General features: G+C 59.1%; 14 protein-coding genes and 1 riboswitch. Of the genes, 8 read left to right on the top strand and 6 right to left on the bottom strand.

Annotated elements, in window-relative coordinates; genetic code table 11:
• Positions 1–32: 32 nt before the first annotated feature.
• Positions 33–1,289 carry an AGE family epimerase/isomerase gene (locus QD357_RS04405; protein WP_183937730.1) on the bottom strand — a complete coding sequence of 419 codons (1,257 nt, stop codon included), beginning with the start codon at positions 1,287–1,289 and terminating at the stop codon, positions 33–35.
• Between the two features lie 270 nt (positions 1,290–1,559).
• On the opposite strand from QD357_RS04405, the gene metH reads away from it, so the two are divergent.
• Complete coding sequence (gene metH, locus QD357_RS04400) at positions 1,560–5,336, top strand: methionine synthase (protein WP_183937732.1); 3,777 nt, start codon at positions 1,560–1,562, stop codon at positions 5,334–5,336.
• A 78-nt stretch (positions 5,337–5,414) separates the two neighbouring features.
• Here the strand turns inward: metH and QD357_RS04395 are convergent, their stop codons facing one another.
• Both QD357_RS04395 and QD357_RS04390 read right to left on the bottom strand, forming a co-directional pair.
• A complete protein-coding gene (locus tag QD357_RS04395; RefSeq protein ID WP_183937734.1) occupies positions 5,415–6,179 on the bottom strand; it encodes a GntR family transcriptional regulator in 765 nt (254 codons plus the stop codon).
• Complete coding sequence (locus tag QD357_RS04390) at positions 6,176–7,060, bottom strand: N-acetylglucosamine kinase (RefSeq protein WP_183937736.1); 885 nt, start codon at positions 7,058–7,060, stop codon at positions 6,176–6,178. The genes QD357_RS04395 and QD357_RS04390 overlap by 4 nt, the downstream gene beginning before the upstream one ends.
• Before the next feature lie 546 nt (positions 7,061–7,606).
• Here QD357_RS04390 and QD357_RS04385 point away from each other — a divergent pair.
• The 7 genes from QD357_RS04385 to phnF all read left to right on the top strand — a co-directional run bounded on the left by QD357_RS04385 (position 7,607) and on the right by phnF (position 14,637).
• The gene (locus QD357_RS04385) at positions 7,607–8,866 is read left to right on the top strand and encodes an ABC transporter substrate-binding protein (RefSeq protein WP_183937738.1); all 1,260 of its coding nucleotides are present in this window, start codon (positions 7,607–7,609) and stop codon (positions 8,864–8,866) included.
• A 309-nt stretch (positions 8,867–9,175) separates the two neighbouring features.
• The gene (locus tag QD357_RS04380; protein ID WP_183937740.1) at positions 9,176–10,129 is read left to right on the top strand and encodes a carbohydrate ABC transporter permease; all 954 of its coding nucleotides are present in this window, start codon (positions 9,176–9,178) and stop codon (positions 10,127–10,129) included.
• Between the two features lie 12 nt (positions 10,130–10,141).
• Complete coding sequence (locus QD357_RS04375; RefSeq protein WP_107108519.1) at positions 10,142–10,981, top strand: carbohydrate ABC transporter permease; 840 nt, start codon at positions 10,142–10,144, stop codon at positions 10,979–10,981.
• Positions 10,978–12,042: a Gfo/Idh/MocA family protein gene (locus QD357_RS04370; RefSeq protein ID WP_107108518.1), complete on the top strand. Its 1,065-nt coding sequence runs from the start codon at positions 10,978–10,980 to the stop codon at positions 12,040–12,042. Before QD357_RS04375 ends, QD357_RS04370 begins: the two co-directional genes overlap by 4 nt.
• A 13-nt stretch (positions 12,043–12,055) precedes the next feature.
• Positions 12,056–13,060 carry an ABC transporter ATP-binding protein gene (locus tag QD357_RS04365; RefSeq protein WP_107108517.1) on the top strand — a complete coding sequence of 335 codons (1,005 nt, stop codon included), beginning with the start codon at positions 12,056–12,058 and terminating at the stop codon, positions 13,058–13,060.
• 160 nt (positions 13,061–13,220) lie between these two features.
• Positions 13,221–13,907 carry a class I SAM-dependent methyltransferase gene (locus QD357_RS04360; RefSeq protein ID WP_107108516.1) on the top strand — a complete coding sequence of 229 codons (687 nt, stop codon included), beginning with the start codon at positions 13,221–13,223 and terminating at the stop codon, positions 13,905–13,907.
• Position 13,908: 1 nt separating this feature from the next.
• A complete protein-coding gene (gene phnF / locus QD357_RS04355) occupies positions 13,909–14,637 on the top strand; it encodes a phosphonate metabolism transcriptional regulator PhnF (protein WP_107108515.1) in 729 nt (242 codons plus the stop codon).
• A 5-nt stretch (positions 14,638–14,642) separates the two neighbouring features.
• Here the strand turns inward: phnF and QD357_RS04350 are convergent, their stop codons facing one another.
• The 3 genes from QD357_RS04350 to QD357_RS04340 form a co-directional block, all read right to left on the bottom strand.
• On the bottom strand, positions 14,643–14,993 hold the full coding sequence (locus QD357_RS04350; protein ID WP_107108514.1) for a VOC family protein: 351 nt from the start codon (positions 14,991–14,993) through the stop codon (positions 14,643–14,645).
• Positions 14,994–15,052: 59 nt separating this feature from the next.
• Positions 15,053–15,529 carry a 6,7-dimethyl-8-ribityllumazine synthase gene (locus QD357_RS04345; protein ID WP_107108513.1) on the bottom strand — a complete coding sequence of 159 codons (477 nt, stop codon included), beginning with the start codon at positions 15,527–15,529 and terminating at the stop codon, positions 15,053–15,055.
• 90 nt (positions 15,530–15,619) lie between these two features.
• Positions 15,620–15,766: riboswitch (FMN riboswitch) on the bottom strand.
• A 102-nt stretch (positions 15,767–15,868) separates the two neighbouring features.
• Positions 15,869–16,930 (bottom strand): ABC transporter ATP-binding protein, encoded by a 1,062-nt coding sequence (locus QD357_RS04340; RefSeq protein WP_107108512.1) that lies wholly within the window; start codon positions 16,928–16,930, stop codon positions 15,869–15,871.
• Between the last annotated feature and the right edge of the window lie 4 nt (positions 16,931–16,934).

The raw sequence follows: 16,934 nt of genomic DNA, 5'->3' as shown, positions 1-16,934 counted from the left end.
GGCGTCACGCTTAGCGGACGCCGCGATCGATCTCAGATATTCCCGCCAGCCTCGGCGATGACTTTGGTCAGGCTGCCCGTTGCCGGGAAGAGGGGGATGAGGCAAGCCTGCAAAGCATGGTAAATATCGCCCTTGCCCGGGAAAATCGTATGAGCGGGCATCAAGTCTTCCGTCAGCTCCTCATGCCAGCCGCCGTTCCTATGGTCGATAAAGCAGCGGCCGATAGTGCCCCAGATCTTACGATAGCTCTCCTCGTGGAAATCGCTCGGCATGTGTTCGTTGAGATAGTGCGCCGCACCGGCTGCCTCGCAGGCCGGCCACCAGAGCTTGTTGCGTTTGGCCGGCACGTCAGCCCAGTCGAGCGTATAGAAGAAGCCGCCTTTATCGCTGTCCCAACCTAGTGACATTGATTGGGAGAACAGACCTTTGGCGGCGTCCGGCATCCAGTTGTGCTGCTTGCCGCCGAGCGACCAGAGTTGCAGGATGAGGCGCGCCCATTCCAACCAATGGCCGGGCGTCGTACCCGAGGGGCGGAACATTTCATTGCCGCGATAGTCCTTATCGAGCGCCCAATTGGCGGTAAAATGCTCGGCGACGCGCCAACCGACAGAACCCGCCGAGCGGCGGATGACGAGATCGGCGATGCTTTCGGCTTTGTCGAGGTACGCTTTGTCACCGGTTGCTTCGAAGGCGGCCATCAGTGCTTCCGTCAGGTGCATGTTGGAATTCTGGCCGCGATAGCTGCCGCCGTCGATCGGCGACCAATCCTGGTTGAATTCCTCGGCGATGGCACCGTGTTTTTCTTCCCAGAATTTCGTGTTCAGAATTTCGGTAGCATCGGCGAGCATGCCGTCGGCAAGCGGATGGCCGATGGTCTTGGCGGAGGAGGCGGCGAGCAGCACGAAGGCATGGCCATAGCCTTGCTTGGTGGCATCGACGGGGCCGTCATTGTTGAGCGACCAGACATAGCCGCCATGGGTGGCATCGCGGTGATGCTTCCAGAGATAGTTCATGCCGTGATCAACGATATCCTCGGAGCCGGGACGGCCGAGGAGCGAACCGATGGAGAAGCAATGAACCATGCGCGCGGTCGAATGAATGCCGCGGACAGGATTGATCGCATCGAGCGGCCTGCCGGCATCGTCCATATCGTAGAATCCCCCCTTGGGATTGATGGCACGATACTGGAAGAAATCGAAAAGCCCGCTTACCTGATCAAGCAGCCAGCGGCGGTGGTAGGCTCGCGAGCTCCAATTGCCGAGTGCCGCCGTTTCACGCTGTATGCTCATGCTCGCCTCCCAAGACTCTTTTGCCATAAGCCCTATAGCGCTGCCTGAAAGCGCTGTCATGGCTTTAAGGAATGAAACTGTGTCGGCTGCCCTGCGTTGTCCATGCCTGTAGAGGATAGAGGCCGATCGCATCGATATTTTTCGGGGACACGGCAAGCCAAAGCAGCACTATCCTTGCGCGGGGCCTCTTCGAGGTATAGATATGTTGACATAAAGATATCTTTATGTGATCTGAATGCGAAGTCGCAATCAGGCCAGTGGAGTTCGCTTATGTTTGACAATCTTTTTGGCTCGGAATCAGCGAAACGTGATGGCAGTGAAGTGTTCGCCGCCCTGAAGCAGGCAGCGAGCGAGCGAATCCTTGTGCTTGACGGCGCTATGGGCACACAAATCCAAGGGCTCGGCTTCGACGAGGATCATTTTCGCGGTGATCGGTTCATCGGCTGCGCCTGTCATCAGAAGGGCAATAACGACCTTCTCATTCTCACTCAGCCTAACGCGATCGAGGAAATTCATTATCGCTACGCCAAGGCCGGTGCGGATATTCTGGAAACCAATACCTTCTCTTCGACCCGCATTGCCCAGGCCGATTATCAGATGGAAGGCGCGGTCTACGATCTCAATAAGGAGGGCGCAGCAGTTGCCCGCCGGGCGGCGATCCGTGCCGAACATGAGGATGGCAGGCGCCGTTTTGTCGCTGGTGCCATCGGCCCGACCAACCGCACTGCTTCGATTTCCCCTGATGTCAACAATCCCGGCTATCGCGCGGTGAGCTTCGACGATTTGCGACTAGCCTATGGTGAGCAGATCGACGGGCTGATCGATGGCGGCGCCGATATCATCCTGATCGAAACAATCTTCGATACGCTGAACGCCAAGGCCGCGATTTTTGCCTGCGAGGAGCGGTTCGAAGCAAAGGGCGTCCGCATGCCGGTGATGATCTCGGGAACGATCACCGATCTTTCCGGCCGGACTCTCTCCGGCCAGACGCCATCGGCCTTCTGGAATTCGGTACGCCATGCCAGCCCCTTCACCATCGGGCTCAATTGTGCACTTGGCGCCAACGCCATGCGGCCGCATCTGCAGGAGCTTTCGGCCGTTGCCGATACCTTCGTCTGTGCCTACCCCAATGCCGGCCTGCCGAACGAGTTCGGCCAATATGACGAAACGCCTGAGATGATGGCCGCGCAGGTCGAAGGTTTTGCGCGCGATGGCCTCGTCAACATCGTTGGCGGCTGCTGCGGCTCGACGCCGGAGCATATCGCCGCGATTGCGCAAGCGGTTTCGAAATATCAGCCTCGCCAGCTTGCCGCACACCGCCCATTCATGTCGCTCTCCGGCCTAGAGCCGTTCGAGCTGACCAAAGACATTCCCTTCGTCAATGTCGGCGAGCGCACCAACGTTACCGGCTCGGCAAAATTCCGCAAATTGATCACCAATGCCGACTATACGGCGGCGCTAGCCGTTGCTCGCGACCAAGTCGAAAACGGCGCGCAGGTGATCGATATCAACATGGATGAGGGCCTGATCGATTCCGAAAAGGCGATGGTCGAGTTCCTCAACCTGATCGCCGCCGAGCCGGACATCGCCCGCGTGCCCGTCATGATCGACAGCTCGAAATTCTCGATCATCGAAGCGGGTCTGAAATGCGTGCAGGGCAAGCCGATCGTCAACTCGATCTCGCTGAAAGAGGGCGAGGAGAATTTCCTCAAGCAAGCCCGACTGCTGCGCCATTACGGTGCGGCMGTCGTCGTCATGGCGTTCGACGAGCAGGGGCAAGCCGACAGTTATCAGCGGAAGGTCGAGATCTGCGCGCGCGCTTACAAGCTTTTGACGGAAGAGGCGGGATTGCCGCCGGAAGACATCATCTTTGACCCGAATATCTTTGCGGTCGCGACCGGCATTGAGGAGCACAACAATTACGGCGTCGACTTCATCGAGGCGACGCGGACGATCCGCGAGACGATGCCACTGGTGCATATCTCAGGCGGCGTGTCGAACCTCTCCTTCTCCTTCCGCGGCAACGAGCCAGTGCGCGAGGCGATGCATGCCGTGTTCCTCTACCATGCCATTCAAGCGGGCATGGACATGGGCATCGTCAATGCCGGCCAGCTCGCAGTTTACGACAATATCGATCCTGAGCTGCGGGAGGCCTGTGAGGATGTGGTGCTTAACCGCCGGCCTGACGGTACGGAGCGGCTGCTCGAAATAGCTGAGCGTTTTCGTGGTGCCGGCAACCGGGAAGCCAAAGTGCAGGATGTCGCCTGGCGCGAATGGCCGGTCGAGAAGCGGCTGGAGCACGCACTGGTCAACGGCATCACCGATTATATCGAGGCCGACACCGAAGAGGCGCGGCAAAAGGCCGAGCGACCGCTGCATGTCATCGAAGGGCCGCTGATGGCCGGCATGAATGTCGTCGGCGACCTGTTCGGCTCGGGCAAGATGTTCCTGCCCCAGGTCGTGAAGTCGGCCCGTGTCATGAAGCAGGCCGTTGCCGTGTTGTTGCCCTATATGGAGGCGGAAAAGCTTGCCAATGGCGGCGGCGGAGAGCGTCAGGCGGCGGGCAAGGTGCTGATGGCGACCGTCAAGGGCGATGTGCATGATATTGGCAAGAACATCGTCGGCGTCGTGCTCGCCTGCAACAACTACGAAATCATCGATCTCGGCGTCATGGTGCCGGCGACGAAGATTCTGGAAACGGCAATCGCCGAAAAAGTCGATATTATCGGCCTCTCCGGCCTGATTACTCCATCCCTGGACGAGATGGTGCATGTCGCCTCGGAAATGGAGCGGCAAGGGTTCGATATTCCACTGTTGATCGGCGGCGCCACCACCAGCCGCGTGCATACGGCCGTGAAAATCCATCCGCGCTATGAGAAGGGGCAAACGGTCTATGTCACCGACGCCAGCCGTGCCGTTGGCGTCGTCTCGGCGCTGTTGTCGCCGGAGGCCAAGCAGGGCTATGTCGACACGGTTCGCGCCGAATATGCCAAGGTCGCCGCGGCGCATGCCCGCAGCGAGGCGGAGAAAGTGCGCCTGCCGATCGCAAGGGCGCGCGAGAATGCCGAGAAGATGGGTTGGGCGAGTTACAAGCCGGTGGCGCCGCAGTTCTTCGGAACGAAGGTGTTCGAAAATTATGATCTGGCGGAGCTTGCCACCTACATCGACTGGACGCCGTTCTTCCAGACCTGGGAGTTGAAGGGGCGCTTCCCGGCGATCCTCGAAGACGATAAACAGGGGGAGGCGGCGCGGCAGCTTTATGCCGATGCGCAGGCCATGCTGGAAAAGATCATTGCGGAAAACTGGTTCCGCCCACGCGCCGTTATCGGCTTCTGGCCGGCGGGCACGGTTGGCGATGATATCAGGTTGTTCACCGACGAGAGCCGCACCGACGAACTCGCGACCTTCTATACGCTGCGCCAGCAATTGTCGAAGCGGGATGGCCGCCCCAACGTGGCGCTCTCGGATTTCGTCGCGCCGGCTTCGAGCGGCGTCAGCGATTACGTCGGCGGTTTCGTCGTCACGGCCGGTATCGAGGAAATTGCCATTGCCGAACGCTTTGAGCGTGCCAATGACGATTATTCCTCAATTCTCGTGAAAGCGCTCGCCGATCGTTTCGCCGAGGCTTTTGCCGAGCGGATGCATGAGCGGGTGCGGCGTGAGTTCTGGGGCTATGCCAAGGATGAAGACCTTAGCGGCGACGAGCTGCTGTCGGAATCCTATGCCGGCATCCGGCCGGCGCCGGGCTATCCCGCCCAGCCCGACCATACGGAGAAGGAAACCTTATTCCGTTTGCTCGATGCCGAAGCTGCGACCGGGGTGAAGCTCACTGAAAGCTACGCCATGTGGCCTGGTTCCTCCGTCTCCGGCCTCTATATCGGCCATCCCGACTCCTATTATTTCGGTGTCGCCAAGGTCGAGCGGGACCAGGTGGAAGACTATGCGGTTCGCAAAGGCATGCCGGTTGCCGAAGTGGAACGCTGGCTCGGACCGGTGCTCAATTATGTGCCGGAAAAGCGCGATGCGGCGGTGGAAGACGCGGCATGACGATCTGATTTTGAAGGCGGAGGTCGACGGGCTTGCCGATCGTTCCGACTGGATTGCCCGGCTCTGGTGAATTCGCCGTTACGTCGACCCGATCGTCAGCTCCGCAACAAAGTCATAGGCGTCGCCTCGATAAAGCGAACGGGTGAATTCCACCGCGCGGCCGGAGCCGAGGTAGGAGATACGTTCGATCGATAGGCCTGCAGCCCCGACGGGGACGCCGAGCAGACCGGCGTCGGCCTCTTTCATGTTGGTTGCGGAGATGCGCTGGACGGCACGAACCGGACGGACTTGGCGCTTTTCGAGTTCGGCATAGAGCGACGCAGTCACTATCGATGGGTCAGGCAGGAACTCGCCGGAGACGCTGGCATGTTCGATGGCGAGCGGCTGGTCGTCGGCGATGCGCAAACGGCTGAGGCGGGAGACCTTGGTGCCGGCGGCAAGGCCGAGGATCATCATTTCATCGGGTGATGGGGTGTGCACGCCTTTATGCAGCCATTCGGAGCGTGCCGTCATGCCGCGCCGCGCCATGTCTTCGGTGAAGGACGTTAGCTGCGATAGGCGCTGTTCGACTTTGGAGACTGGTTTGGCGACGAAAGTGCCGGAGCCATGCCGACGGACGAGGATGCCCTCCGCCACGAGATCGTCGATCGCCTTGCGTACCGTCACGCGGCTGACTGCTGCGTATTCGGCTATGTCGCGTTCCGGGGGCAGGGCGTCGCCATGTTTCAGCGTTCCGACCTTGACCGCCTCTTCAAGCGCGCGGCGCAGCTTCACATAGAGCGGGCCGGTGCCGCCGGCGAGCAGGCGTTCCGGCGAGAAGATATGGCTCAGATCCTCCGTCATTGCGTGCTCCCCATTTCTTTTTGCAGGAGCTTGGCCGCCAGTTCGACCGCGCCGCGCAATACGTCGCCTTTCGGTTCCGTCAAAAGCGCTTTATGCCGTGATTCGAGCCAGGGATGATATGCCTTCGATAGACCGCCAAGCAGGCAGATCGATGAGCACTCGGGCCAGAGCAGCGTGTCGAGACTTTCAGCGATAGCGTTCGCCGCGGCCTTAACGATGCCGACAGCGACTACATCGCCCGCTTCGGCATGTTCGAAGACCATCGGCGCGTAACGCGCGAAATCCTTCGGTTTGGAAACATGTGCGAATTCGACGACGCGTTCGGGATCGCCGTCGAATTCAGCCATGACCTTTTCGGTGATCGGCGAGGGTGGGTGCACCTTGTCATGCGCCAGAAGCGAGCGTTCCAGCAGATCGCGGCCGAGACGAGCACCACTGGCCTGGTCGCCGATGACAAAGCCCCAGCCGCCGATACCCCAGACCTTGCCATTGCGGCGAGCATTGTAGACGGAACCGGTGCCGAACGCGCCGATGATCCCATCGGCATCGCCAAGCGCGCCCTGAAGCGCAATCATCGCATCAGTGACGACATGACTGTTGGCAAAGGGCAGGGCTTTTTCAATGCGCTTGCCATAATCACCGACATTGGCGCCGGCGGTGCCGACAACGGCGGGCAGCGTATAAACCAATTCCGGATCAAGTCCGGCTTCGCTGAGGGCCTGTCGGGCCGATGCGACGATGTTGACCAGAGAGTTTTCGAGATCGGAAAGGATATTGGCAGCCCCCGCCTTGCCGCTGCCGAGAACTTTGCCCATCCTATCTGTCACAGCAGCGCGGCAGCTCGTCCCCCCGCCGTCGATACCGATCGCAAACTCCGTCATCACACCCTCCGGATACCGCTCGTTCCCCGTTTTTTTCTACAATACCAAAAAAATACCATTTACCAATAGGTAATGCGCTGCTTTTTTCGCGTTTTTATCTATTTGAAAAATAAAGATAAAATTTTTTATCGCTTTTTCTCACTCACGAAAGTTAAATTTCGGCTGGACAATTGGTATTTTTTTGGCCTTAATTCTTTCAAGGGAACAGTTCGAGCAGGCATCGGCAGAACCGGCAGAATAACAATAGCCGGCGGCCAGCAGAAGGTGGCGGACCTCTGCCGTTGTCAGGAGTCGCGTGGATCAAAAGGATCTGCGCGACGGCGTTCGTCATGATTTCTCGTGTGTTGAGTTTGTGTGTCCTTGGCCGGTCGTCCGGCGGGTCACGATTGGTCGGGCCGACCAGGCACAGTGCCTTGCGCGCCCTTGTGCATTTGGGACCGGCAATGTTGGCGGTCCTTGTGGAGCGTTGGCTGTTTTCTCAGATGGCCGGCGGATTTTCAGATCGAGAACAGTGCCTGATTCCGGGCGCTTAAACAGGAGAGGGAAATGAAAAAGAATGTTCTGAAAGGCTTGCTCCTCGCATCCAGCCTGCTGACCTCGGTCGGCTTCGCGCATGCGGCGGACGTGACGCTGACGGTTGAAAGCTGGCGCAACGACGACCTGCAGATTTGGCAGGAGAAGATCATCCCGGCATTCGAAGCCAAGAACCCCGGCATCAAGATCGTCTTCTCGCCGACGGCTCCGACCGAGTACAACGCATCGCTGAACGCCAAGCTTGAAGCTGGCTCTGCGGGCGACATCATCACCTGCCGCCCCTTCGACGCCTCGCTGGATCTCTTCAAGAAAAAGCAGTTGACCGACCTGACGGCGCTGAAGGGTATGGACAACTTCTCGCCGGTCGCCAAGGCCGCCTGGACCACCGATGACGGCAAGTCGACCTTCTGCGTACCGATGGCTTCGGTCATTCACGGCTTCATCTACAACAAGGATGCCTTCGACAAGCTCGGTTTGAAGGTTCCGGCAACTCGCGACGAATTCTTCGCAGTGCTGGACAAGCTCAAGGCTGACGGCACATACATTCCGATGGCTATGGGCACGAAGGACCTCTGGGAAGCCGCAACCATGGGCTACCAGAACATCGGCCCGAACTACTGGAAGGGTGAGGACGGCCGCCTGGCTCTGATCTCCGGCAAGCAAAAGCTGACGGATGCCCCGTGGGTTGATCCTTACAAGGAACTCGCCAAGTGGAAGCCTTACCTCGGCGACGGCTTCGAAGCCCAGAGCTACTCGGACAGCCAGAACCTCTTCACGCTCGGCAAGGCTGCCATCTATCCGGCTGGTTCGTGGGAAATCGCGCTGTTCAACACGCAGGCTCAGTTCAAGATGGGTGCCTTCCCGCCGCCGGTCGCAAAGGCTGGTGACACGGCCTACATCTCCGACCATCCGGATATCGGCGTTGGCCTGAACGCCAAGAGCAAGCATGCAGAAGAAGCCAAGAAGTTCCTGAGCTGGGTTGCTTCCGACGAGTTCGCCAACATCTACGCCAACGCGCTGCCGGGCTTCTTCAGCCTGAATTCGCACCCGGTAAAGATGAGTGATCCGCTCGCCCAGGAATTCGTCTCCTGGCGCGACAATCATAAGTCGACCGTTCGTTCGACCTACCAGATCCTGTCGCGCGGCACGCCGAACCTGGAAAACGAAACCTGGACGGCATCTGCAAACGTGATCAATGGCACGGACACGCCGGAACAGGCTGCCACGAAGCTGCAGAAGGGCCTCGATAGCTGGTTCAAGCCGGGCAAGTAATCCTGCTTTGACGCAATATGGGTGAGGGGCCTCATCGCTCCTCACCTTATTCCACAGCCGGTGCATGCGAATAGACGAAGGATAGAGTCATCGGTTGCCGCTTTCCCGCTTTTGACGGGTAAGTATATGACATGCCTTCATTATTTCGTATGCCGATGAGCCGCCGGACCGGTTGTTGCCGCGACACTACGTCGTGCCGCGCCCGATATTGTTTCTCCATATTTGTCTGGAGAGCCGGAACAGCGGGCGAATTTGAACATTTGCGCTGCCGCCCCGATACGCAGCCATAAAAAAAGCAGGCAGAGAGCCATGAGCGAAGCCGATATATCAGCCGCTTTCGATGCGGTCCCAATCAAGCGTCAAAGACGTTGGCATATCTTCGTTTTTCTTCTTCCGGCCTTCATCGTCTACACCGCGGTGATGATCCTGCCTCTGATCGAGACATTGCGGCTGTCGCTGTATAATGTCGTCGACAACCAGTCGACCTTCGTGGGTCTCAACAATTTCAAAGTGTTGTTCGGGGATGAACGCTGGTCGCATGACTTCTGGAATGCGCTGCGCAACAATTTGATCTTCTTCGTCATCCATATGTGCGTGCAGAACCCGATTGGTGTTGCGCTCGCGGCGCTGCTGTCGCTACCGAAGCTGCGGTTCGTCGCCTTTTATCGCACCGCCATGTTTCTGCCGACGCTGCTTTCCTTCGTTATCGTCGGTTTCATCTGGAAGCTGATATTATCGCCGCTCTGGGGTGTGGCGCCCGATTTGATGGGCCTTGTCGGCCTTAAGTCGTTCTTTGCCCCCTGGCTCGGCAAACCGGGAACGGCTCTGATCACCGTCGCGCTGATTTCGGTCTGGCAATATGTCGGCATCCCGATGATGCTGATCTATGCCGCGCTGCTGAACATTCCTGAAGAAGTCATCGAGGCGGCCGAGTGCGATGGTGTTACCGGCTGGAGCCAGTTCTGGAAGATCAAGCTGCCGTTGGTGCTGCCGGCGATCGGCATCATCTCGATCCTGACCTTCGTTGGCAATTTCAACGCATTCGATCTTGTCTATACTGTGCAGGGCGCGCTGGCGGGGCCGGATGGTTCCACCGATATTCTCGGCACGCTGCTCTACCGCGTCTTCTTCGGCTTCCAGCTACAGCTCGGCGACCGCTCCATGGGCGCGACGATCGCGACAGTGATGTTCCTGATCATTCTCGCCGGCGTCTCGTTCTATCTTTTCATCGTCCAGCGGCGCATCCGCCGCTACCAGTTCTGAGGAGAGGCGACCATGTCCAAGGCACGCACTTCCCTTGCCCGCTCCAGCCTCGTGCATCTGGCGTTGATCGCCTACACGTTGCTTGCCGTTTTCCCGGTGTTCCTGACCATCATCAATTCCTTCAAGGACCGCGCCTCGATCTTCCGTGCGCCCTTGAGCATCCCGACGCCCTCCAGCTTCAGCCTGATCGGTTATCAGACCGTTCTTAAGCAGGGGGATTTCCTGACCTATTTCGAGAACAGCTTCATCGTGACGATTGTCTCGATCGTCTTGACGCTGCTGTTCGGCGCCATGGCCGCCTTCGCACTGTCGGAATACCGTTTCCGCGGCAATACGATCATGGGGCTTTATCTCGCAATCGGCATTATGATCCCGATCCGCCTCGGTACGGTCGCGATCCTGCAGGGCATGGTCGCCGCCGGCTTGGTCAATACGCTGACCTCGCTGATCCTTGTCTATACGGCCCAGGGCCTGCCGCTCGCCATCTTCATACTGTCTGAATTCATGCGGACCGTCTCCGATGACCTGAAGAATGCGGGCCGCATCGACGGGCTTAGCGAATATGCGATTTTCTTCCGTCTCGTGGTGCCGCTCATTCGTCCGGCCATGGCAACGGTCGCCGTCTTCACCATGATCCCGATCTGGAACGACCTGTGGTTCCCGCTGATCCTGGCGCCGAGCGAGGCGACAAAGACGGTGACGTTGGGCTCGCAGATCTTCATCGGCCAATTCGTGACCAACTGGAATGCGGTCCTGGCGGCGCTGACGCTCGCCATCCTGCCCATCCTCATCCTCTATGTCATCTTCTCACGCCAACTCATTCGCGGCATTACCTCCGGAGCAGTCAAGTGAGCTCATCTCATAAGCCGATCCGCGTCTTGGTCGCCGGCCTTGGCAATATGGGCCGCAGCCATGCGCTCGCCTATCACAACAATCCCGGTTTCGAGATCGTTGGCCTGGTCAATCGCTCGATGCCGAAGCTGGCCGACGAGCTGCAGGGTTACACGATCCATCCGGATTTCGAGACGGCGCTAAAGGAGTTGAAGCCCGATCTCTGCTCGATCAACACCTATTCCGACAGCCACGCGGACTATGCGGTCATGGCTTTCGAGGCGGGCTGCGACGTCTTCGTGGAAAAGCCGCTGGCGACGACTGTCGAGGATGCGGAGCGTGTTGTGGCCGCAGCCAAGAAAGCCGGCCGCAAGCTGGTGATCGGCTATATTCTGCGTCATCATCCGTCCTGGACACGGCTGATTGCGGAAGCACGCAAGTTCGGCGGTCCTTATGTCTTCCGTATGAACCTGAACCAGCAGTCGAGTGGGCCGACCTGGGAGACGCATAAGGCGCTGATGCGCACGACGCCGCCGATCGTCGATTGCGGCGTGCATTATGTCGACGTCATGTGCCAGATCACGGACGCCAAGCCCGTCGAGGTGCGCGGCATGGGTCTGCGCCTATCGGACGAGATCGCGCCGGACATGTACAATTACGGCCATCTGCAGGTGATCTACGAAGACGGTTCGGTCGGCTGGTATGAGGCCGGCTGGGGGCCGATGATTTCCGAAACCGCCTTCTTTGTGAAGGATGTGATGTCGCCGAATGGCGCGGTATCGATCGTCATGGACCCCAACGCCAAGTCCGACGACATCGATACGCACACCAAGACCTCCGTCATCCGGCTACATACCGCCGAGACCGGCCCGAACGGCAAGTTCATCCGTCCGGACCAGGATCTGCGCATGGATGGCGAGCCGGGTCATCAGGAGCTGTGCGATCGCGAACAAGCCTTCATGCTGAAGGCCATCCGTGAGGATATCGACCTCAGCCGCCATATGGCCGATGCCGTTCAATCGCTGCGCATTTGCCTCGCCGCCGACGAGAGCGTGCGTACCGGCAAGCCCGTTTATTTGTAAGGGATAAGAGACTGTGGGATCGCTTCAACTGAAATCCATTCGCAAGGCCTATGGTACGCATGATGTGCTGAAGGGCATCGACCTCGAGGTGAAGGATGGCGAGTTCGTCATTTTCGTCGGCCCTTCCGGCTGCGGCAAGTCGACCCTTCTGCGCAGCATCGCCGGCCTGGAGGACGTGACCTCGGGCGCGGTGCTGATCAACGGCACCGACGTGACGGTAACGCCGCCCGCCAAGCGCGGCATTTCCATGGTGTTCCAGTCCTATGCGCTCTATCCGCATCTGACGGTGAAGGACAATATGGGCCTTGGCCTGAAGCAGGCCGGCACCGCCAAGGATGAGATCGATAACCGTGTGGAGAAGGCGTCGAGCATGCTTTCCCTCGCGCCTTATCTCGCCCGCCGCCCGGCGGAGCTCTCCGGCGGTCAGCGTCAGCGTGTCGCCATCGGCCGCGCCATCGTGCGCGAACCGGAGCTCTTCCTCTTCGACGAGCCGCTGTCGAACCTCGATGCGGCATTGCGCGTCCAGACCCGCCTCGAAATCGCCCGCCTGCATCGCAGCCTCAAGGCGACGATGATTTATGTCACCCACGATCAGGTGGAGGCCATGACGCTGGCTGACAAGATCGTCGTGATGAACGCCGGTGCGATCGAGCAGATCGGTTCGCCGATGGAGCTTTATAACCGCCCTGCGAATGTCTTCGTTGCCGGCTTCATCGGTTCGCCGCAGATGAATTTCATCCCTGCGGAAAAGCTCGAACAGAGCGGCGCGAAAACCGTCGGCATCCGTCCGGAGCATATCACGTTGTCACGCGAGCAAGGCACATGGGCGGCCAAGGTCATCCATGTCGAACACCTCGGCGCCGACACGATCATCTATCTCGAATCCGATCAAACCGGCCTTCTGACCGCGCGCCTCTTCGGCGAACACAAATATGAGCCGGACGAAACGGTCTATGCCACACCGGACACGGGACACATGCATCGCTTCGACGAGAATGATCAGGCTATCCGCGCGTAGGCCTTGGCTCTTAGCGAATTGAAGAGGGCTCTGCTTCGGCAGGGCCTTTTTTTATTTGTCCAGCGATAGCTTCCAATAGTCCAGTCGTCCGGACGAATTCACATGCCTGTCACAGGGCTGCGTTATTGCTCGCTCAGTCCACTCCAACAGCGAGCGCATGATGACAAACGCAGCAACCACCTACGCAACGTGGCATACCGAACCGAACGGCGACATCGCGATGGCGGAGTCGCATAGTCCGCTTTGGCGGCATTTCATCGAGACCGTACCGGAGCGGGACTTTTCGTCGAAGACGGTACTGGATTTTGGCTGCAATCGTGGCGGCTTCCTGCGGCTGCTTCACGCGATGCGGCCGTTTCGCCGCGGCGTCGGCATCGACATCGCCTCGGAATCGGTTGCGGCGGCTGTCGCGGCCAAGGGCAATATGCCGTTGGAATTTCATGTCACCACCGATCTTTCGCCTTTTGTCGACAGCTTCGATGTCGCGTTCAGCTATGAGGTGGTCTATCTGCTGCCGGAATTGAAGCGGCACGCGGAGCAGATGTTCGAGGTCATGCGCAATGGTGGCATCTATTATGCGGTCACCGGCTGCCACAACGAGATGCCCCTCTGGCCGAAATGGCGCGAGCTGATCGGCGGCAACAGCAATGCGCCGGTACAGGATCGCTCTCCCCAGGACTATATCGACGCCTTCGTTGCCGCAGGCTTCAATGTCTCCGTCAGGCGTTTCGGCTATGACGGTTTCGTCAGCGGCTCGAAGGATCGCAAATATTATCCGAGCATTCTCGATGCTCTCGCCTATCCCGCCGAATACAAGCTGTTGTTCCGGCTTGAAAAGCGCGTGTGACATGGAGACGATCGACCGCAAGAGCGGCAGCGCTCTCTGGCATCAGATCGGCGAAATCCTGGCGGCGGATATCGCCGCCGGGACCTTTGCTCCGGGCGCCAAATTGCCGACCGAACCGGAGCTTATGGAACGCTTCGGCGTCAGCCGCTTCACCGTCCGTCAGGCGCTCGGCCATCTGGAGCAGCGGGGACTGGTGCGCGCCGAGCAAGGACGGGGAACCTTCGTGCACCGAGGGGCTCTCGATTATACGCTGTCGAAGAAGACACGGTTCTCCAAGAATCTGATCGAGCAGGGTTTCGAGCCTGGCGGCGAGCTATTGATCCACGAGGTCGTTGCAGCGTCGGAGCGTGTAGCGGCACGGCTGAAGCTGGCGTCCGGCGCACCCGTCATCCATCGCCGCGGCGTGATGACGGCAGACGGTGTTCCCGTCGAACTCGGCGACAGTTATTATCCGGCTGACCGCTTTCCTGATTTCGATAAGGCGAGGTTGCAATACGAGACCATCAGCGCGGCGCTCGCCAGCTACGGTGTCCACGACTATGTACGCCTGTCGACCGAGATCGAGGCGCGCATGCCAAGTGCCGAGGAGGCACGGCTGTTGCGGCAGCCGAAGTCGACACCGGTATTGGTCATCCTCAAAGTGGATGTCGATAGCGACGGCGTACCCATAGCCTATGCTGAGACACTATGGTCGGCGGAACGGGTGACCTTCAACGTCGATTTGGGATGAACTGCCTATCGGTGGGACAGAATATTCACGATCTTGCCCAAGGGGTCGCGGACATAAAAGCGCCGGACGCCCCAGGGTTCGTCGTTCAGTTCGTAGACGATATCGAACTGCATCGATCGGGCGCGCTGATAGACCTGATCGACATCGTCGACCTCGATCGAAAGATCTGGAACGGTCGTGCCTGAGCCGCCTTCGCTGGCTATGCTGATCTGTGGGACAGTCTGGGCTTTGGAGGCGAAGGTCATGATCCAGCCGTGGTCCATGACGATATCCAAGCCGAGCAGGTCGCCATAGAAGACACGGGCGCTTGCGGGATCGGCGGCATGCAGATTGGGCACAATTCGCAGGACGGTCATGTGATGCTCCTTGCCCGAGAAATGGAGGCGGGCCTTTGCCGCGCCTCCATCATCTTAACTCAGACCGTCACCGATGGCAGCAGTTTGGCGCGTTCGCTCAGGATCTGGCGGCAAGCGTTTGCCACTTCCTGACCCTTGATGACGAAATGCTGCTTGAAGAAATGAATATGCGCTTCCGTTTCCTGGAAATGGTGGGGCGTCAGCACGGTCGAAAGAATCGGAACGCCGGTATCCAGTTGCACACGCATCATCGCATCGAGAACGGTATCGGCAACGAAATCGTGGCGGTAGATGCCGCCGTCGACGACGAAGGCGGTTGCGATGATCGCGCTATAGCGGCCGTTGCGCGCGAGCGTCTGCGCATGCAGCGGGATTTCCAGGGCACCCGGCACATCAAAAATGTCGATCGGGGAGGCGCCTTCGGTCTTCTGCCATTCGGCAACGAAGGAATCGACGCACTGATCGACGATGTCGGCATGCCAGCGAGCCCGGATCAACGCTATGCGGCCCGGCTGTGTCGAAATGGAAATGGTCATTAACTTTGCCTTTCAAGGGTTTAACTCAATATCCCTTGGGCGAACACGCAAGGTCGCAGAAGCCCCTTATGCGAAGGAGCTGTCGACCCAGCTTGCTCTCTTCCATCCGGACTATACCGTCGGCTCCGGCCTCTCACCGGATCTGCTGACCCTTCCGGCAACCGGAAGGCGCTCGCGGGCTCGGAGACCAGTCTCCATACCGCCGGTGGGGAATTGCACCCCGCCCTGAGAACGGCTGGACTATAAATGCGGTGCAACAGAAATCAAAGAAAAACGCCGGGCTTTTGGCCCGGCGTTCGCGAATAATTTTCCAAACTTCCCTGCCGCGCAGGGAGGCGATCAATCCTGGATGACAAGCAGATCGGAGGAGGCAAACCGTAGCGTGACCTTCTCGCCGACGCTCGGAGGCATCATGCCCGGGCTGTTGAACATGTCGAAGGAAATGGTGTTGCCGGCCACGTTCATGCGGGTGCGGATGACCGAACCCAGGAAGTGCGCCGAGGAGACTTCGCCCGTCAGTGCGGTGTCGCCCTTGGCCGATTCCGCCAGCGAGCCGGCTTCCGGACGTAAAGCAAGCGATACGGTGTCGCCGGGCTTATAGGCGGTGACCGATTGCTTCAATGTGACGTTCTGATCGCCGATCGTGATGCGGCTGTTGTCGGGATCGACGACCTTGCCTTCAATGAGGTTCAGCGTGCCGACGAAGGAGGCCACGAAGCGGGTGGCCGGCGTATTGTAGATTTCAAAGGGCGTGCCGATCTGATCGGCGCGGCCGGCATTCATGACGACGATGCGGTCGGAGATCGACAGCGCCTCTTCCTGATCGTGCGTCACGAAGACAGTGGTGATGCCAAGCTGCTGCTGGATCGCACGGATTTCTTCGCGCAGCGATATGCGGATCTTAGCGTCCAGCGCCGAGAGCGGCTCATCGAGCAGGAGCACTTGGGGCTTGACGGCGATGGCGCGGGCGAGCGCCACGCGCTGCTGCTGACCGCCGGACATCTGATAGGGGAAGCGGGTGGCAAGATGATCGAGCTTGATGAGGCTCAGCATCTCCTTGACGCGCTTGTCGATGTCGGATTTCGCCATGCCGGCGACCTTGAGGCCGAAAGCGACGTTGTCATGCACCGTCATGTTCGGAAACAGGGCGTAAGCCTGAAAGACCATGCCGATGTTGCGCTGGTTCGGTTTCAGCGCTCGCTGGTCTTTGCCATTGATCGTCAGCGTTCCGGCCGTCGGGTTTTCGAAACCGGCGATCATGCGCAGCACGGTCGTCTTGCCGCAGCCAGAGGGTCCGAGGAAGGAGATGAACTCTCCTTTCTCGATCTGCATATTGAAATCGTGAACGACGTGAACGTCGCCGAAGGACTTCTTGATGTGGGTGAGTTCGAGAAAAGCCATGGTG

It is taken from the genome of Rhizobium sp. BR 317 (assembly GCF_047445835.1).
In the GTDB taxonomy this organism is placed as follows: Bacteria; Pseudomonadota; Alphaproteobacteria; order Rhizobiales; family Rhizobiaceae; genus Rhizobium; species Rhizobium paranaense.
Note: the sequence above shows the minus strand (reverse complement) of the source record. Positions and strands in the feature narration are given on the sequence as shown.